Origin of the sequence: Novosphingobium malaysiense (assembly GCF_000802225.1) — a bacterium.
Lineage (GTDB): Bacteria > Pseudomonadota > Alphaproteobacteria > Sphingomonadales > Sphingomonadaceae > Novosphingobium > Novosphingobium malaysiense.
In genome coordinates, this window is sequence record NZ_JTDI01000007.1 from 310,601 (window position 1) to 329,421 (window position 18,821).

General features: G+C 64.7%; 16 protein-coding genes and 1 tRNA gene. 6 read left to right on the plus strand and 11 right to left on the minus strand.

What is annotated here, in order from left to right:
• The first annotated feature begins 50 nt into the window (after positions 1-50).
• Both LK12_RS20855 and LK12_RS20860 read left to right on the plus strand, forming a co-directional pair.
• The gene (locus LK12_RS20855) at positions 51-1,061 is read left to right on the plus strand and encodes a zinc transporter ZntB (RefSeq protein ID WP_039288558.1); all 1,011 of its coding nucleotides are present in this window, start codon (positions 51-53) and stop codon (positions 1,059-1,061) included.
• 74 nt (positions 1,062-1,135) lie between these two features.
• Complete coding sequence (locus LK12_RS20860; RefSeq protein ID WP_231568432.1) at positions 1,136-2,425, plus strand: cytochrome P450; 1,290 nt, start codon at positions 1,136-1,138, stop codon at positions 2,423-2,425.
• Here LK12_RS20860 and LK12_RS20865 read toward each other — a convergent pair.
• The 9 genes from LK12_RS20865 to LK12_RS20905 all read right to left on the minus strand — a co-directional run bounded on the left by LK12_RS20865 (position 2,422) and on the right by LK12_RS20905 (position 10,658).
• Entirely contained in the window at positions 2,422-2,934 is a 513-nt protein-coding gene (locus tag LK12_RS20865) for a GNAT family N-acetyltransferase (protein WP_039288561.1), read from the minus strand. The two genes, LK12_RS20860 and LK12_RS20865, sit on opposite strands and share 4 nt — an antisense overlap.
• Entirely contained in the window at positions 2,934-3,401 is a 468-nt protein-coding gene (locus tag LK12_RS20870; protein ID WP_039288564.1) for a GNAT family N-acetyltransferase, read from the minus strand. Before LK12_RS20870 ends, LK12_RS20865 begins: the two co-directional genes overlap by 1 nt.
• Before the next feature lie 4 nt (positions 3,402-3,405).
• Positions 3,406-4,350: an RDD family protein gene (locus tag LK12_RS20875; RefSeq protein WP_039288566.1), complete on the minus strand. Its 945-nt coding sequence runs from the start codon at positions 4,348-4,350 to the stop codon at positions 3,406-3,408.
• Positions 4,347-5,387, minus strand: coding sequence for a stage II sporulation protein M (locus LK12_RS20880; protein WP_082010671.1), 1,041 nt, complete (start codon positions 5,385-5,387; stop codon positions 4,347-4,349). The genes LK12_RS20875 and LK12_RS20880 overlap by 4 nt, the downstream gene beginning before the upstream one ends.
• A complete protein-coding gene (locus tag LK12_RS20885; RefSeq protein ID WP_039288572.1) occupies positions 5,384-6,712 on the minus strand; it encodes a DUF58 domain-containing protein in 1,329 nt (442 codons plus the stop codon). The genes LK12_RS20880 and LK12_RS20885 overlap by 4 nt, the downstream gene beginning before the upstream one ends.
• 3 nt (positions 6,713-6,715) lie before the next feature.
• A complete protein-coding gene (locus LK12_RS20890) occupies positions 6,716-7,690 on the minus strand; it encodes an AAA family ATPase (RefSeq protein ID WP_039288575.1) in 975 nt (324 codons plus the stop codon).
• Positions 7,687-9,009: a hypothetical protein gene (locus tag LK12_RS20895; protein WP_039288577.1), complete on the minus strand. Its 1,323-nt coding sequence runs from the start codon at positions 9,007-9,009 to the stop codon at positions 7,687-7,689. The genes LK12_RS20890 and LK12_RS20895 overlap by 4 nt, the downstream gene beginning before the upstream one ends.
• Positions 9,006-9,680, minus strand: coding sequence for a hypothetical protein (locus LK12_RS20900; RefSeq protein ID WP_052223676.1), 675 nt, complete (start codon positions 9,678-9,680; stop codon positions 9,006-9,008). The genes LK12_RS20895 and LK12_RS20900 overlap by 4 nt, the downstream gene beginning before the upstream one ends.
• Positions 9,681-9,764: 84 nt before the next feature.
• Positions 9,765-10,658, minus strand: coding sequence for a prephenate dehydratase (locus LK12_RS20905; protein WP_039288580.1), 894 nt, complete (start codon positions 10,656-10,658; stop codon positions 9,765-9,767).
• A gap of 120 nt (positions 10,659-10,778) precedes the next feature.
• On the opposite strand from LK12_RS20905, the gene LK12_RS20910 reads away from it, so the two are divergent.
• Entirely contained in the window at positions 10,779-11,465 is a 687-nt protein-coding gene (locus LK12_RS20910; protein ID WP_039288583.1) for a c-type cytochrome, read from the plus strand.
• Positions 11,466-11,601: 136 nt separating this feature from the next.
• On the opposite strand, the gene LK12_RS20915 is transcribed toward LK12_RS20910, so the two are convergent.
• Entirely contained in the window at positions 11,602-12,261 is a 660-nt protein-coding gene (locus LK12_RS20915; RefSeq protein ID WP_039288586.1) for an RlmE family RNA methyltransferase, read from the minus strand.
• Positions 12,262-12,274: 13 nt separating this feature from the next.
• The gene (locus tag LK12_RS20920) at positions 12,275-13,567 is read right to left on the minus strand and encodes a Ppx/GppA phosphatase family protein (protein ID WP_039288588.1); all 1,293 of its coding nucleotides are present in this window, start codon (positions 13,565-13,567) and stop codon (positions 12,275-12,277) included.
• A gap of 156 nt (positions 13,568-13,723) precedes the next feature.
• Between LK12_RS20920 and LK12_RS20925 the strand changes: the two genes are divergently transcribed.
• From LK12_RS20925 to LK12_RS20935, 3 genes are all read left to right on the plus strand, one after another.
• Positions 13,724-13,797: transfer RNA gene (locus LK12_RS20925), tRNA-Gln, on the plus strand.
• A 627-nt stretch (positions 13,798-14,424) separates the two neighbouring features.
• Positions 14,425-16,899 (plus strand): TonB-dependent receptor domain-containing protein, encoded by a 2,475-nt coding sequence (locus LK12_RS20930; RefSeq protein ID WP_052223660.1) that lies wholly within the window; start codon positions 14,425-14,427, stop codon positions 16,897-16,899.
• Between the two features lie 70 nt (positions 16,900-16,969).
• Complete coding sequence (locus LK12_RS20935; protein WP_052223661.1) at positions 16,970-18,820, plus strand: methyl-accepting chemotaxis protein; 1,851 nt, start codon at positions 16,970-16,972, stop codon at positions 18,818-18,820.
• The last annotated feature ends 1 nt before the right edge of the window (position 18,821 follow it).

Here is an 18,821-nt window from a genome sequence, read left to right on the forward strand (position 1 = left end):
CACGCTTGATGCCCTTTTGCCCCGCAGCGATTTCGGGCATGCAGGAGGACATGAACGAAAAAGTTCTGAGCGATGAGGGCGACGGTACGTTGCCGATGCTTTTCGGCCGGGTACTCGACGGCCAGGGCGGCGGACGGCCGATCAGTTGGGAAGAGGTGCAGGACTGGCGCCCTCGCAACGACAGCGAGATGCTCTGGATTCACCTCCAGCGCACCCATCCCGGGGTCCAGGAATGGCTGGAGGAATGCCTGGGCCTTCCAGAACCAACGGCAGAACTGCTCACCGGCGAAGCCACCCGACCGCGCGCCTTTCGCGACGGCAACACCATGGTCGCCACGCTGCGGGGGATCAATTTCAATCCCGGCGCCGAACCGGAAGACATGCTTTCGATGCAGTTGTGGAGCGACGGCAAGCGCGTCGTCACTCTGCGTCGCCTGCCGCTACAGACGCCGCGCATGACCTGCAACGAAGTGGACAGCGGTAACGGACCGGTGGATGCCGGCTCGCTCGTCACGACTCTGACCGAACATCTCATCGATCGCATGAGCCACTCGATCATCGACATGAACGAGGCGATCGACGAACTCGAGGACGGCGATCCCGACGACGATACCGACGAAGTGCTGAGCAAGATCGCGACGATCCGGCGCAATTGCCTTGGCCTGAAGCGGCACATGTCACCTCAGCACGAAGCGCTGCTGGCCATCGCCAACAATGCGCCGGGCTGGTTCGAGGACCACGACCGGCGCGAGATCGCCGAGACCATCGATCGCCTCCGCCGCTATCTCGACGATCTCGACATCAGCAAGGAAAGCGCGCTGGTGCTGCAGGACGATATCCGGGCCCGCGCGGCCGCCAGCACCGAGCGCACGCAGAACATGCTGACCATCGTTGCCGGCATCTTTCTGCCGCTGAGCTTCATCACCGGCCTGCTGGGCATCAATGTCGGCGACATACCGCTGACGAGCCCTGGCAGCCACGGCTTCTGGATCATCGTCGGGCTGTGCTTTGTCATCTTCGCGCTGGAACTGCTGATCGCGAAGAAGCTCAAGTGGTTTTGACACGTGTACAGCTTTTGGGTTGACAGGGGCCGCACGCACTAACAGTCTGACGAAAACGCCAAGGGAGAGACGGCGTGCCCCAAACAGACAGCCTGACCGCGCCGGCCTATCCGGACTTCTATTCCGACCCGGATGTGATCGATCATCCGCGAGAATATTTTGCGCAGATGCGCGCCACCGCTCCGGTGCAACGCGAAGCCTATAACGGGTCGCTGATCGTTTCGGGGTACGATGAAGCCGTCGAGGTCCTGACCAGCCGGGACGGGACATTCTCTTCCGCGGTCTCGGTGCTGGGCCCGCTGCCGCCCCTGCCGTTCACGCCGCAAGGCGACGACATCGGCGAGCAGCTCGATGCGCATCGCGGGGAAATGCCGTGGACCGCGCATCTCGTCTGCTTCGATGGCGAGGACCACACCCGCCACCGCGCGCTGCTGACTAGCCTGCTCACCTTCAAACGCCTCAAGGCCAACGAGGAATATCTGCGCGGTCTGGTGAACCGGCTTTTCGATGCCTTCGCGCAGGACGGCGGCTGTGAAGTGGTGACGCAGTTCGCCCACGCCACCTCGACTTACGCGATCAGCGACATCATGGGCATCCCCATGGCGGATCGGGCCGAACTGCTGGAAATGCTGGGTGCCCCGCCGAGCCAGATCGATGGCGACGCGGTGCACAAGATCGGCCCCGACCCGCTGGTCTTCCTCAAGGAGCGGTTCGACAATTACATCCTCTCGCGCCAGGCCGAGCCGCAGGGCGACCTGATGAGCGATCTCGCCAATGCCCGTTTCAAGGACGGCAGCGCGCCGCCCTACGAGCGGCTCGCGGAAATGGCCCGCTTCCTGTTCGGCGCCGGGCAGGACACCACCTCGCGCCTGATCGCCATGGCTATCCGCGTGCTGGGAGACCGGCCCGACATCCAGGCCCGCCTGCGCGCCGAGCCGGAGAAGATCGGCGATTTCATCGAGGAAACGCTGCGGATCGATCCGCCGGTGAAGGTGGTCTACCGCCTGGCCCGCAAGTCCACGGAGATCGCCGGCGTCGAGACGCCCGCCGGGACCGTGATCAACGTCAGCCTGACCGGCGCGAGCAACGATCCGCGTCACTTCCCCCACCCCGACGATTTCGACATGGACCGCGAAGGACTGCGCGATCACCTGGCTTTCAGCCGCGGCGGCCATGCCTGCATGGGCGCCCCGCTGGCCCGGCTGGAAGCTCGCGTGGCCATTGAGGAACTGCTCAAGCGCACCAGGGACATCCGCATTTCCGAAGCGCACCACGGCCCGCGCGACGCACGCCGCTACGAATTCGAACCGACCTACAGCTTTCGCAATATCGCGCGGCTGAATATCGAGTTCGATCCGGCCTAGAGCATCTTCGCGAAGAGAAATTCCTCGTCGCGCTGTTCGCCGACCATGAAGTGGATGTCGGCAGCCTTGTCGAAGCCGTAGCGGCGGTAGAACTTCTGCGCACCGGGGTTGTCCGAATAGACCGAAAGCTGGATCTCGTCGGCTCCGAAGGCGGCGGCTTCCTCCAGCGCCCAGTCCATCAGGCGGGCGCCGATGCCCTGACCGGTCGCTTCGGGATCGGTATAGAGCTGTTTAAGTTCGATCGGCCGCCGCCCGCGTGCATGTTCGGGCCAGCCGCAGGCCATGATCAGCTTGCAATAGCCGAGCAGCTTGCTGTCACGCTCGGCCAGCATCACCCGCATCCGCGGGTCGGCGATCTCCCTGGCGACTTTCGCTTCGGAATGCGATTCCGCCAGAAACGTCGAAAGGTCCTCCGCCCGGTAGAGGTGGCCGAACTTGACGACGAAGCTATGCGCGCCGAGCTCTGCAAGAGCCGCCGCATCGGCTGGCTTGGCCATGCGCAGATCCATTACAACACCTTCGTCATGCATATCGAGAACTCGTCCGAAACGTAGTCGCCGAAAGGCGGGCATTCCACGAAGCCATGGGACAGGTAGAGATTCTGGGCAGCGCGGAACGGCTCGGGACGGCCTGTTTCCAGGCTGACGCGGCTATAGCCTCGGGCCCGTGCTTCTTCCAGCAGCCGCAACAGGATCGCCTTTCCCACGCCCTTGCCGCGGTATTGCGGCGCGGCCCGCATCGACTTCAACTCGCCGTGCGTATCGTCGAGATGCTTGATCGCACCGCAGCCGGCCAGCGTGTCGCCGTCCCACGCGGAGAAGAAAAGCACGTCGGGCTGCCGTAGCCGTTCCGCCGGCATCGCGTGGACTTTACAGGCCGGGGACCAGCGGTGCATCTCGTTGAGGTGCAGTTGCAGCAGGGCCAGAACCGGCTCGCCGGTCAGGTCGTCGGGCACGATCGCAAGAGTCGGCGTCATGACGTCACTCGGAATGCTTGTCGGCCTTGCGCCGGCCCATGCGCATGCCGCTTTCCAGCCTCGCGCGCAACTGCGTGTAGTAGGCCTGCAGGAACGCGCGTTCGTCGTTCCAGCCGTCGTTGCGGCCGATCTTGCCGGAAATGGTCTGGTAGACCGTTTCGATGGACTGCTTGCGGTTCTCGCGAAGGACGCGCTCGAGCGTCTGCAACTCGTACTCGCCGTAGACTTCGAGTTCGGCATCCTCGAACGTGTAGGCGGGACTGGCCAGCCCGGGCGAATTCGCCTCTGCCGATACGGCAGGCGCTCCATCGGCGGTACGCCCTGCCGACATCGCCGCCTCCAGTTTCTGGCGCGGCCGTTCGAGTACCCACGAACCGGCGATCACGTCGCCCGCGCGCAAGGCATCGCGGTTGAACAGCGGCAGCAACATGAAGATCAGGAACCATGCCGTCGCCGCCAACCACGCCCAGCCGCTTTCGATACCCGCGCTGGCGAGGAAGACGATCGGCAGGAACAGTTCGATATCGCGTAGCAAGTTGCGGGCGATGACCATTTCCGCCGTGAGCCGCCCGCCGTCACGCGCGGCGATGCGGATGCCGGTCAGGCGCTTGCCCGGCGTCGCCCCGCGCGGCCCCAGTTCGAAGAACAGGAAATAGGCATTGCGGAACAGGAACATGATCACGATCCACACGATCATCAGGAACTGCATTGCCTGCCCCGCCGTCGAGCCCGAGCGCACCTCGCGGCCGATGTCGACAACGCCGCCGGCGATCTGGAACAGGGCGATCGTACTCGCGATCATGAGCACGACGATAAAAAACAGGTCGAGCATCAGCGCGCCAACGCGGGCACCGCGGCTGGCAACGGCGACGGGCAGGGCAATGCCCTCCGGTGTCACCAGAACGCGGTCGCGTCCAGTGCGGCGCAGGCGAGTGGGAAGCGCGCTCATGACCGATCGGTCCCCCCACTGCTATCGCCGCGGAAGGCGAAGAAATAGGCAGACCACATCGTCAGCATGAAGCCGCCGATGGCGAAGCGCCCGAATGTCTCATCGACCAGCTGGCGCGCGAATCCTTCCAGCAGGGCGGCAACCACCAGCATCAGCACCACGCCGGTCATTACCAGCGCCGCACGCCGGCCGGCTTCGGACGCAGCCTGCAGGACGGGTCGGTCGCCCGGAAAGGCGAAGGCACGGCCGATATGCAACCCGGAGGCTCCGGCCAGCAGGATGGCAAAGAGTTCTGTGGTACCATGCACGGCGATCCAGCCCGCGAAATCGAGCGTCAGGCCGACCTGGTGATAGACCCAGGCCATTGCGCCCAGCGAAGCCAGGTTCTGCACCAGCAGCAGCAACGACGGCACACCGAAGGCAAAGCCGAGGGCAAACGCGAGAATGGAAACCTGCGCATTGTTGCTGAACAGTTGTGCAGCAAAAACGCTCATGCCGTCCTGCCGGGATTGACCGAAAAGCGTACCGCGCAGCACTTCCGCACTGGCGCCGGGCACCCGCTGCCCGGCCATCTCGCGTCCGACCAGCGAGAAATACCATTCGGGATCGTGACTGACGAGGATCCAACCCACCGCGGCGCCAGCCACCATCACGGCCAGGGCGATCAGGATATCCAGCCAAATCGCCCGTACCGCCACGCTCCAACCTCCGCCGAGATATCCGCGCAGCCACTCCCACAAGGAGGACCGGGGCCCGTAGACTACAAACCATGCGCGCTGCACGAGCGATTCCAGATAGGCCAGCGTCGCAGCATCGAGCGACGTCTCGCGCGCAATCGAAAGGCTGGAAGCGACTGTACGGTAAAGGCCGGGCAGGGCCAGCAGGTCCTCGTCGGATATACCGCGCAGCCGTCCCTTCTCCATACGCGAGACGATCGTCTCCAGCCGCTTCCAGTCGGCCTCGCGCTCCAGCCGGAAGCGATCCGAACGCAGCGCGGCACTCTCGATGGCCGAAGGCGTGGTCACGGTTGCGTTCACCCGATCGCTCCCGATCGCTTGATTTCCAGGTAGGCATCGAGCAGCCGCGTACCGATCTGGTCGAACGGGGCCTCGATGACATCGACGCCGATCTGCCGCAGCCGCCGCGTCACCAGATCACGCTGGCGCAGCAGCAGGTCCGCCGAAACGGCTTCCGACAGGCTTTCCATGTCGCCCGGCGCAGCGGCGGACAGCGTTTCGAGTTCATCGTCGGCCATCGTCACGAACAGCACCACGTGGCGCGACACGAGACGGGATACGCTTTCGATCATCAGCTCGGCATTCGTGGGATCGGTGAAATCGGAAAAGACCACGATGAGCGAGCGGCGCTGCAGCTTTCCGGCAAGCGTGGCCAAAGCCAGCGTGAAGTTGGGCTCCTCCGCTCGATATTCGAGACCGGCCGCGGCCTGCTGCAATCGGTAGAAGTCGCCCGAGGCGGTGATGAACGGCGTCGACAGGTCAGGGCGGGATGCGAAACCGAAAAGCGCCACGCGGTCGCCACCCTTGAGCGCGACGTAGGCCGTTGCCAGGGCTGCTGAAATCGCCCGGTCGAGCCGAGGCATGCCCTGGATCGGCTCGCACATCCCCTGGCCGCAATCGAAGGCGAAGACTATCTGGTTGTTGCGCTCGGTCTCGTATTCCTTGGCGTAAAGGTGCACGTGGCGCGCGGAGGCCTTCCAGTCGATGCGGCGGCGGTCCATCCCCGGCTCGTATTCGGCCAACGATTCGAACTGAGTGCCCTCGCCGCGGATACGCCGGGCGATGAGGCCGAATTGCGCGTCCTTGAGGAAAGTATGCAGCGCCGGCGAGCGCACGGCCGCTATGTTTGGCCAGATCCGCACGTCTTCGTCGACATCGCCCTCGATCTGCCGCGCTCCGAGACCGAGCGGTCCCGTCCAGCGCAGCCAGGTGCGGCTCACCTTGCCGGTTCCCCGCCGCACCGCGCTGAACGAGCGCGAACCGCGCCAGCCGGCAGCCTGCTGCGTCAGATCGAAGGTCATTCGCCCGCCCGGGGCCAGACGCGGATCGCAGGCGAGCGCAAGATGCATCGCCGAAGGGCGTCCTCCGCCAAGCCGGACCTGCGCCCCCATCGTCTCTTCCGCGCCCACTTCGATATCGGCAGGCACGACAAGGTGCAGATCCTCGAGCCGGCCCGCAAGCAGCGCATCCACGAAGATGAGGGCGAGCATCCCGATACCCGCCAGTGGCGCGATCACCCAGGCATCCGGCTGCGTCGCGCCGATGACCAGCGCTACCGGAGCCGCCAGCACCAGCAGCATCGCCGCGCGGACGGTGGGAACAATCGGGGCGAGGCGGCGAAACATGCTCTAGCGGGGCGCCTCGGTCTGCTCGACCAGTTGCGCGACAAGCTGTTCGACCTGCTTCCCCTCGATTTCGGCCGCAGGGCTCAGCAGCAGGCGATGGCGCAGCACGCTGCCGGCCAGGGCCTTGACGTCATCGGGCACCACGTAGTCCCGGCCCTCGAGCGCGGCCCGTGCCCGCGCGGCGCCGGCCAGCAGGACACCGGCCCGGGGGCTCGCCCCGCAGGACAGGTCCGGACTTTCGCGCGTGGCCCGTACCAGGCGAACGACGTAGTCGGTCACGCTGTCCGCCAGCGTGACGCTTGCCACCGCCCGCGTGGCGGCGGCCAGATGCTCGGGCGAAGTGACGGCCTCGATCCCGAGCTCCGCCGGGCTCGGCGCACCGCGGTTCTCGCCATAGCGGGCAACGATGCGACATTCCTCCTCGGCGCTGGGATAGTCGACCAGCAGCTTGAACAGGAAACGGTCGAGCTGCGCTTCAGGCAGCGGATAGACGCCCTGACTCTCGATCGGGTTCTGCGTTGCCACCACCGTGAAATGCGCCGGCAGCGGATGAGCGCTGCCGTCCAGCGTGACGCGCCGCTCCTGCATCGCCTCGAGCAGCGCGGCCTGGGTCTTGGGCGGGGTGCGGTTGATCTCGTCGGCCAGCAGGAGGTCGCAGAAGATCGGACCGTGCGTGAGCGTGAATTGGCTGGTCTGGAAGTTGAACAGGTTGGATCCCAGGATGTCGCCCGGCATCAGGTCGGGCGTGAACTGGATCCGGCCGAAATCCAGGCCCAGCGTCGCGGCGAAGCACTGTGCGAGAAAGGTCTTGGCCGTCCCCGGCGGCCCCTCGAGCAAGACGTGGCCGCGCGCCATGAGAGCGATCAGCAGGTGATCGACAATCTCTGCCTGTCCAACGACGGCCTTGGCGATCTGCGCCCGGATCGCATCGGCGAGCGCCGCCACTTCGGGCAGGCTGAGGGGGTGAGAATCTGTCATCGCATCAGCATCCTTTCGAGCGCATGAAGGTCGCGCGCGGCTTTCAGGAGATCTTGCGGGCGCCGCGCTGCCTTCAGGCGCGCGACGATCGCGGTAAACGGTTCGACGTCGCCGTGGCGCGAGGCGAGCGCGCGGTCGATCGCTTCACCGGCCTGCTCGGGAGCGAGGGTGTGCGGCAGGGCCAGGGCCTGCATGAGGCGCGTGCGCGATCGCTCGGCGTAGGGTCCTGCGAGCAGGTGCAGCCGGCCGGACCGACGCACCAGACCCGCCGCGTTCGCGACCAGGGCGCGCTTGCCGAACGCAATCGCGCGGTCGGGCGCGAAGGGCGGTCCGAAGCGCAGGAACGCACGCCATCCCACGATCACGGCCGCCAGCAGCAGGCAAAGCGTTGCAGCCAGAAACGGCGGGGTGAAGGCGAGCGTGAGCAGGTTGTCCGAACGGCCCAGTCCATTGAGCGTCAGGTCGAACAGGATCGGCCCGTCGGCACCGACTTCCATTGCCGGGACCAGCGCGTCGATCAGCCGGGCGCTATCGCGGCTGGCCATGCCGTAGTTGTTGAGGAGATCCGGCTCGAAAACGATTACCAGCGGATAGCGATCTTCGTCCTCGATTTCGGACTGCATCGGTTGCTTCGCCAGGTCCTCCAATGCCGGATAGGTCCCGCCGTCATCGATCAGCGCCGCAAGAATCCTGCCGTCGCGTTCTGTGACCAGCGGCACCAACCGATCGCCTTCGCCCCAAAGCACGTGCTTGCGGTCCGGCAGTGTTCCGGAGAGCCCGAGGCCATCCCACTTGGCCTCCTGACCGTTGGCATCGACTTTCCCGAGGTCGACAGTCACATCGTCGAGAAATCCTTCCCAGTGCGGCGCCTGCGTCCCGCCAAGGCGCACCCACCCCTTCTTCGCGCCCGACTGGTCGCGCGCCGGCGGCAGTTCCAGCCACTTGGGGGTGATCACCAGCGTGGGCCCGATATAGCGCCGGGCCGAAACGATCTTCTCTATGTCCTTGCCGCTGGCGAATGCCGGCGGCGTGAGGACAAGGAGGCCCGGCTTGTCGAGCGCCCCCTCGTTGCGGACCTGCCGCACCGCATATCCCCGCCGATCGAGGTAGTCGGTCATGGCGGCATAGCCGGTCACGCCCTTGCTGGCCGCATGGGCCTTGCCGTTGTTGGGGGAGCCCATTCCAGCGCCGGTGCCGATCATCCAGAGCAATGCCACGAACAGCAGGGTGCCGATGAGGACGATGGCCAGCACGGCCCGGCGCGAGAACGGATTGGCGCCGACGGCTATGTCGTGAGATGGCGCATAGGCAGTGCTCATGCCGGCAACTCGATACGGGCGAAGTCGGCATAGGCAGAGCGGGCAACGGACCAGTCCTGCGCATCGAGATCGCGCAGGGCGAAAAGACAGCGCTCCACCCGCTCGGCAATGGTGTTGAAAGCCCTGCGGCCCGGCTCGGGCAGCATCGGCAGGACGGCAATCTCGCGTGCCGTCGAGGCGGGAATGACCCAGTCCGGACGCGCGTCGGCAATCTGGCGGACGCTGCGCTGAAGCAGCAGGTGCGTCGCTTCCGCAAAACGCCCCTCGGCGGCGAGACGGTCCGCCTCCTCGAGCAGTGCCACCGCCTGGTCACGGCTGGGCGCCCAATGCCCGGTTTCGCCTTCCTTGTCCTGCCTGCGCCTGTGCCAGGCCTCGACTGCCGGGCCTAGCAGGCGCCAGACCAGAAAGAGCAAGAGCAGCACGGCCATGCCTATCAGCAGCCACTGGAACACCGGCCACGACATGCCGAGAAGCCGGCCGATCGGCGCAAAGATCGCCTCCAGGGCGCGGGAGACGGCCTGCAACCACTCGGGCGTTTGCGGAATCGGCGGCGCCTTCGGCGAGGGCAGGGGCGCAAACTGGATGTCCGAGGCATGGCGCACAGCCGCCCAATCCCTCGCAGCATCGCTGGCTGCGGCCGCGCTCTCGATCTGACCCCCGGCAACCGTCACGTGGACGTGCTTGGCATGGCACTTGACCACACGCAAGCATGCAGCGCCGTGAACGTCCTGTAATCGTTGCCGGGCGCCGCCCTGTCAGCCGCGAGGGCGGGCCTGCCGGTAGGTGCCCAGGGGGCGCACATACTTGCAATGGAAGGCCAGTTCCTGAAGCGCCAGGTCCACGCGCGGGTCGCCGGGAGCCCCTTCGATGTCGGCATAGAAGGTGGACGCGGCGAAGCTGGCCCCAATCTGGTAGCTCTCCAGTTTGGTCATGTTGACGCCGTTGGTCGCGAAACCGCCCAGCGCCTTGTAAAGCGCGGCGGGGATGTTGCGCACTTCGAAGATGAACGTCGTCATCGCCGGTTGGCCCTGCAGCGTGAAGGGATCGAGCGGCTCCTTGGCCAGCACCACGAAACGCGTGGTATTGTCCGCCGCGTCCTCGACGTGCTCGTCGACGATGTTCAGGCCATAAAGCTCCGCGGCAAGCTTGGGCGCGATCGCACAGGCTTCCGAATCGCCCTGCTCGCGCACGAAGGCGGCGGCGCCGGCCGTATCGGCATAGGACATTGGCACGATGCCGCGTTCGCGGAGATAGTGACGCGACTGGCCGAGCGCCTGCGGATGGCTGTAGGCAGCCTTGAACGGACCGTCGCCCAGCGCCATCAGCGCATGATGAATCGACATGAAATGCTCACCGACGATCGAAAGCCCGCTTTCCGGCAGCAGGAAATGGATGTCGGCCACCCGCCCATGCTGCGAGTTCTCGATCGGAATGATCGCCCTTTCTGCGCGCCCCTCCTTTACCGCATCGAGCGCATCCTCGAAGGAAAAGCACGGAAGCGGAAGGCAATCGGGGTCGTATTCGAGCGCGGCGCGGTGCGAATTGCAGCCCGGCGCCCCCTGCAGCGCCATGGCGCGCGCCGGGTCGGTGGCTGCAGCCTCGCCCATGCGGGCAACGAGTTCCAGAGCGGGTCCAGGATAGGAATGCATGATGCCAGCGCGCTTAAGCGGCAACGGCGATATCCGCAATGGCTCTTGCACTCCGCGCTGGCCGACACTAGAGCGCGTCCGATCCGAATGACATAACATTCACCTGCGGGGCATGCACGAATGGACGATCGTTTCAACACCATTGCCGGCTGGACGCTTTTCGCCGGCATCGTCGGGCTTGGCCTGAGCATTGTCAGTTCGCATTATTTCGAGGCCGACAAGCACGAGCGTCCGGAAACAATGGGCTATGCCATCGAAGGCGTTGCCGAAGAGGGCGAAGGCGCCAAGGAAGTTCCTTTCGCGAACCTCCTGGCCGTGGCCGACGTCGCCAAGGGCGAGTCAATCTTCGCCAAGTGCAAGTCGTGCCACACCATCAACGAAGGCGGCGCCAACGGTATTGGTCCGAACCTGCATGGCGTGGTCGGCGAACCGATCGGCAAGGGCGTCGGCGGGTTCGCCTTCTCCGATGCACTCAAGAGCGTGGGCGGCACCTGGACGTTCGATCAGCTCAACGAATGGCTGAAGAGCCCCAAGGCGTTCGCGCCAGGCACCAAGATGACCTTTGCGGGTCTGTCCAAGCCACAGGATCGCGCGGACATCATCGCCTATCTCAACACGCAGGGCTCGAACCTGCCGCTTCCCGAACCGGTCGCGGAAGAGGAAGCGCCCGCAGAAGGTGATGCATCGGCCACTGCCGAAGGCGGTGAAGAAGCTGCAGCAGAAGGCAATGCCGAAGTGACGGCAGACGAGCCTGCCGGCGTGGCCGACCGCGCCGTGGGCAATGTTGCCGACACACCGCTGAACTGATCCGGTTACGAAATCCGGCTATGCCGGTCGAAAACGGTCCGCAGGCGCCACCGAGTCGCTTGGCGGGCCGTTTTCGTTAAATCTCCAGAAGGCCGCCCGGCACCGACCGGGCCGGGTCGCGCGGTGCTGAAACGGGTCAGCCTTTGAAGCCCTTGGCTATGACGTACCACTCCGACGAGTCCTTGCGGCTCGCAGGGGGCTTGGCGTGCTTCACACTGGTGAAATGGCGCTTGAGCAGGGCCAGAAGTTCCCTGTCCGTCCCGCCCGCAAGCACCTTGGCAACAAATGTACCGCCAGGCGCAAGCGTCTGGATTGCAAAATCGGCAGCCGTTTCCACGAGGCCCATCGTGCGCAGGTGATCGGTCTGCTTGTGACCGACGGTATTGGCCGCCATGTCGGAAAGCACGAGATCGGGCGGCCCGTCCAGCGCGCCTTCCAGCGCCGCCGGCGCTTCGTCGGCCATGAAATCCATCTCGAAGATGGTCACGCCTTCGATCGGATCGGTCGGCAGAAGGTCGATGCCCACCACCCTGGCCTTCGGGCATTTCAGGCGCAGCACCTGGCTCCAGCCACCGGGCGCGATACCGAGATCGACCGCCCGTTCCACACCCTTGAACAGGCCGAACTTCTCGTCGAGCTCGATAAGCTTGTAGGCGGCACGGCTGCGATATCCGTCGGCCTTGGCCTTCTTGACATAGGGATCGTTGATCTGGCGCTGCAGCCAACGCGCCGAGCTCGTGGTGCGCTTCTTCGCCGTGCGAAGCCGCTCGCCGGGATTGCGTCCGGACCGGCTCATTGGGTGTATCCTTTCATCGCGACGCCACGGCGCGCCGGACGCTTGCCCCCGCCGCCCTTGCGCCATGCCTGCGGCCATGGCCGTGCGACGCGATCAGGCTGCGCAGGATGCCCTCGCGGATCCCGCGGTCTGCCACGCCGAGGCGAGCCGCCGGCCACAGGTCGAGGATCGCTTCCAGGATCGCGCAGCCGGCCACGACCAGATCCGCCCGTTCGCGGCCTATGCAGTTGAGCTCGCGCCGTTCCTCGACCGCCATCGACGACAAGCGGCCGCTGATCTCGCGCATCGACGCGGCCGGCACGATCAGACCGTCCACCATGCGGCGGTCATATTGGGGCAGTTCGAGATGCAGGCTCGCCAGCGTGGTGACCGTACCGCTGGTGCCTAGCAGGCGCAGCGGGCCGGCCCGGCCGGCGCTTTCGCGCGCGCCCGCGATGCGCTTGGAAAAAGCCGAGAAGCTCTCGGACACCAGGTTGTGCATGTGGCGATACCGCTCGAGCCGCTCTTCCATGCTGTGACCTTCGGGGCCGCAGCTTTCGGTCAGCGAAACAACGCCCCAGGGCACGCTCTGCCAGTCGAGGATGCGCGGCACCGTGCCGGTACTCTCGATCAGGACGAGTTCGGTCGATCCCCCGCCGATATCGAAGATCATCGCCGGTCCCAGGCCGTCCTCGAGCAGCACGTGGCATCCCAGCACGGCCAGCCGGGCCTCTTCGCGGGCGCTGATGATGTCCAGCGCAATCCCCGTTTCGCGGCGGACCCGCTCGATGAACTCCGGACCGTTCTCTGCGCGGCGGCAGGCCTCTGTCGCTACGGAGCGCGCCAGAAACACGTTCCGGCGCATCAGCTTGTCGGCACAGACCCGCAAGGCGGCCAGAGTCCGGTCCATCGCCTCGTCGGACAGTTTTCCCGACTGCGCCAGCCCTTCCCCCAACCGAACCACCCGGCTGAAAGCGTCGATCACGGTAAAGTTCTCACCGGAAGGCCGCGCGATAAGCAACCGGCAGTTGTTCGTCCCGAGGTCGATCGCCGCGTAGGATTGTCGGGGCGGTCCCGGTCGTGCGGAGTTCTGCCGCGGCTGGTCCGGTCGTGCCGATTCCGGCCCTGCCGGGGCCGTAGGGCCGTTTTCGCTATATTCGCGCGGCGCGGCGTCTGCCTTCTGCGCGGGTGCCTCCCGAGGGGGGCTTTCCTTTGCCTTGGCTGTCCCGGTGGCTCGCGGGCGTGACTTGCCCTTCCGCCCTTTTCGCCGCCGCCGCTGGCGGCCCGGCACATCGACTTTCGCTGCCGGCGGATCGTGCTCCGCCATGTATCAATTCTCGTTCATGTCTTCCCGCCGCCATCGGACGGGCACCTGCCAATGATGCTAACGACCTGCGACGAAAGGAGCAAGTGGGTCGGGCAGGGCGATCTTGCCAAGGTGCTTGACCCGAATCGCAAGCGTCTCTAGAGGGGCGCCCTCCGGTGCCCCGTCGTCTAATGGTAAGACTACGGATTCTGATTCCGTCTATCGAGGTTCGAATCCTCGCGGGGCATCCACTTCCTTCCATTCATGGCTTTGAGTGCGCTTCTCGCAGCACGTCCGACCCCGTCCAAAAGACGGGCCATTAGTCTTGCCGTGCGACTCGACGAATCAGGGGCGCGGTATCCCGGCGCAGTCGTTTCGATCGCGCCGGTGAGACGCTCCGACCGGTCATTGGCGGTTTACCATTCGGGGCATCCTTCCGTTCGGCTGCGCCCTCAATCGCTCAGGCGATGGGCCACAGACGATCACGCCGGGCCAAGCCGGCAACGCAATTGGCCGTGCGAGGATGACGCGCAAGCACACGGGATACATTCGACACCGCCGGGCGCGACCACGGCAGCGGGATCGTCGTCTGTGCAGCATCAAGCATCGGAAATTGCCGGTTTTCTCCGCGAAGACAGCCTGTTCGCTCGCAGCTCCAGCATACATTGCATGTACCGGAAAGAGCCGATCGACAGGCCGTCATCGCCGGACAGCGCGTCGGCGCCGATCGATTGGCTCATCGTGCCGCAAGGTACGTGCCCGACCGGCCGGTTTGCAGCGATCCAAGCATTTATCCTTAATCGCCCGGATGGTCGTTGTAAGCGAGCCATACGTATCCCGGCGCCGCGAACATCAGCGCAACAGGGATCATATAAAAAGTGAAAACCAAGACTCTTCTCCTGCTGGCCTCGGCATGCATCCTGCCTTCGCCTGCTCTGGCTTCCGAGGGCGACGCCAACACCGACAGCCCTCCGCCCCATGAAGCCCGCGTCAACCAGATGACCACCGGCGTCGCCCGTGCGCGCGACCGCCTCGACAGCGCCACCTCGACCAGCACGCTGACCGGCGACGAGATCGAGAAGTTCGGTGCCCGCTCGGTGGCCGAGATCTTCCGCAACATCCCCGGCATGCGTGCCGGCAGCACCGGTGGTGAAGGCTTTGCCAACATTTCCATCCGCGGCCTGCCGATCGCCCTGGGTGGTGCGAAGTTCCTGCAGATCCAGGAAAACGGCCTGCCGACGCTTGAATTCGGCGACATCGCCTTCGCCACCGCCGACCAGTTCCTGCGTGCCGACCTCAACCTAGCGGGCGTGCAGGCGATCCGCGGCGGTTCGGCCTCGACCTTTGCTTCGAACTCCTCGGGCGGCATCGTCAACCTGATCGACAAGACCGGCGACGTTGCCGGCGGCACGGTCCAGATCAGCACTGGTCTCGATTACGACAGCAAGCGGATCGATTTCGAATACGGCTCGCCGATCACGGACACGCTGCGCTTTCATGTCGGCGGCTTCTACCGCAAGGGCGAAGGCCCGCGCGCTACAGGCTTCGACGGTTTCAAGGGCGGTCAGGTCAAGTTCAACATGACCAAGGACTTCGCCGGCGGCTATGTCCGCATTTACGCCAAGCTGCTGGACGACCAGACTGTGCCGACCCCTTACGCCCCGGTTCTGGTTTCCGGTTCGGGCAGCGACCCGGACTATTCGAACGTACCGGGCCTGAACGTGCGCAAGGATTCGCTGTTCTCGCGCTATATTCCCGCGAACCTGACACTGGATGACGCAAACCAGCCGGCCAACCATGCCTATAGCGACGCAACTCACTCGAAGGTCAAATCCATCGGCTTCGAGACGAAGTTCGAAGTCGAGGGCTGGCGCATCAATGACAAGTTCCGCTTTTCCGACATCTCGGGGCACACGATCCAGCCCTACACCTTGTCCAATGCCATGGCCGCATTGCCGATCCAGTCGATCAACTCGGCTCCGGTCCTCATGGCCATGTTGCAGGCCTCAAGCCTGCAGTACGCAACCGGGCCCAATGCCGGCCAGGTGATCACGGATCCGGCCAGCCTCAACGGCAACGGCCTGCTGGCACTCCACACCGATCAGGACGTGGCCCTCAACAGCCTGAACAACATGACCAACGATATCCGCGCCAGCAAGGTGTGGGATCTCGGTTCGGGCAAGCTGACTTTCACCGCCGGCTTCTACAAGTCGAGCCAGGACATCGATACGGCGTGGACCTGGACGACCACGGTAAGCGACGTTCTCGGTGGCGGAAAAGCGCATCTGATCGACGTGTTTGCCGGACCGTATCAACTGACACAGAATGGCACGCTGGCCTACAATGCGGCGTTGATCGGCAACTATCGCCGTGACCGCTACGATGTGAACTACGACATCAATGCGCCCTATGGCTCGCTCAACTACATGTTCGGCAAGTTGGCTCTTGGTGCGAGTGTCCGCTACGATATGGGCCGCGTGCGCGGGACACTCTACGGTTCGAGCCTTCCGGGTTCGACCGCTTCGACGACGTTCGACATCAATCGCGATGGCGTCATTTCGATACCCGAGACCAATGTCGGCATCATCGACTACACCAATCCGGCCCCGGTCCACTACAACTACGACTACCTGTCGTACTCGGTCAGCGCAAACTACCGCATGTCGGAAAACTTCTCGCTGTTCGGCCGCTATTCCAAGGGCGGACGCGCCAATGCCGACCGCATCCTCTTCGCCAACTACGTAAGCCCGGTCACTGGCGAGTTGCTGGTACCTGAAGCGGCTTACGACCCCGTCAAGCAGGCTGAAGGTGGCTTCAAGTACCGTGGCGATAATCTGGAAGTGTATGTGACCGGGTTCTGGGCAAAGACCGGCGAACACAACATCGAACTGGATCGCAGCTACCGGGCCTATGGTGCCGAGCTCGAGGCCGGTTACCACCGCGGCATCTTCTCGGTGTACGGCGGTGCGACCTGGACCCAGGCGGAGATCACGGCCGACGCGCTTGATCCGACCAAGATCGGCAATACGCCGAAGCAGCAAGCCGACCTGATCTTCCAGGTCACGCCGCAGGTGGAGGTCGAGAGCTTCACGATCGGCGCCAACTTCTACGGCACGACCAGCAGCTACACCGGCGACAGCAACCAGCTGAAGATGCCGGGCTACGTCGTGACCAATGCCTTCGTGCAATACCGTCCGACCGATAGGGTCACGGTTATGCTTAATGCAAACAACCTGTTCGACGTTCTTGGTCTCGTCGAAGTCGACGCGGATTTCATCCCGTCGAGCGGCGTGGTGACGGCGCGCACGATCAATCCGCGCACCATCTCTGCCTCGTTGCGCTTCAACTTCTGACGGAATGGCGGCTGCAGGGTGCACTATCCTGCGGCCGCCCCCTGACGAAAGCGATCACAAGATTGGAATAATGAATATGCTCAGCTCGTTGAACATTCCGAAGAAGTTGGCGGTCGCCTTCGTCGCGATCAACCTCTCGGCGGCGGTCATGATGCTGGTCTTCGCCGTCAACATCGCCATGATCAGCCGTTCAACCGAGCGGACCAATTTCCATCAGGATATCCACTCCAAGGCGCTGTCCCTGGAAACGCAGATCCTGCGTCAGAACAGCCAGGTGCGCGGATACCTGGTGACGGGTGACGATCTCTATCTCAAGTCCTACTACGAAGGCCGCGACGAGTACGACGCGACTTCGGCCGAGCTCGAGAAAGAACTGACCAACCCGGAAATGCGCCAGAAGCTTCTGGAATCGCGCGCCGAAACGCTCAAGTGGCGTGAGGACTGGGGCGACAAGTCGATTGCCATGGTCAAGGAGGGCCGCCGTGCCGAAGCCGCCGAGCGCGTGCGCGATGCCGGCAAGGCCGCACTCGTCAGCGCCGCCGTGCTGCCCCTGCGTGACCTGCGTGACTACGAGGAAGCCCAGCTTGAAGAAGAATCGAGCGGTCAGGGTTCGGCAATCACCACGGCCTGGATCGCGCTTGCCATCGGCGGCCTTGCTCTCATCGGCATTGCCGTCACCCTGCAGCGCAAGCTCAGCCGCGACATTGCCGTCCCCGTCGGTGAGCTGACCGATACGATGTCCGCCCTTGCGGCCGGTCGCAACGATGTATCGGTACCCGGTACCGAGCGCGTGGACGAACTGGGCAACATGGCCCGCGCCGTGCTGGTCTTCCGCGATCAGGCCGTGGCCAAGATTGCGGCCGATCAGGATCGCGAGGCAGCCATGGCCGAAATCGGCCGCAAGCTGCATGACCTTTCCGAATCCGACCTGCGTGCCCGCCTCGAGAATCTTCCCGATGCCTTTGCCTCGGTCGCACGCGATTTCAACGACGCGCTCGACCAGCTCAGCGGCGTCATGCTCTCGGTACGCGGCAGCATCAACTCTATATCGACCGGCTCGTCCGAGATCCGCCAGGCCGCGTCCGACCTGTCGAACCGCAGCGAGGAACAGGCTGCCCGCCTGCAGTCCTCGGCCGCAGCCATGGACGAGATCACCCGCAAGGTCGGCGAGAGCGCGGGCATCGTCTCGCAGGCCAACCGCGCCATGACCGAGGCGCGCGGCGAAGCCGAACAGGGCGGCGTGGTCGTCAAGCGGGCCATCGAGGCGATGAACGGCATCGACCAGGCCACGAAGGAAATCGCCGAGATCATCACCGTGATCGACGGCATCGCCTTCCAGACCAACCTGCTGGCGCTCAATGCTGGCGTGGAAGCGGCCCGCGCAGGCGATGCCGGCAAAGGCTTCGCAGTCGTCGCCTCCGAAGTGCGGGCGCTGGCCCAGCGCGCCGCCGATGCCGCATCAGACGTCAAGTCGCGCATTCTGGCTGCCACCGACCATGTCACCTCGGGCGTCGAGCTGGTCAACGATACCGGCGGTTCGCTGACCCGCATCATCGAACGCGTCTCCAGCGTCAGTCAGTCGATCGAGGCCATGGCCGAGGCTGCCGATCAGCAGTCGACCGGCCTCCTGAAGGTCAACGAGGCCATCAGCGCGATGGACTCGATGACCCAGCAGAACGCTGCCATGGTCGAGGAAACCACCGCCGCCACCGAAATGCTGGCACGCGAGGCCCAGCAGCTGTTCGAGGCCTTCTCGATCTTCAAGGTCGACGAAGACTCGGTGGCTCCGACGCGCTCAAGGGCTCCGACACCGCTCCCGGCTCCAGCACGCCACAGCCCGGCACCCAAGCCTGCCGCTGCGCCACTTACCGTAGGCAACCTTGCCGTGCAGGCCAACGAGGACGACTGGTCCGAATTCTGAC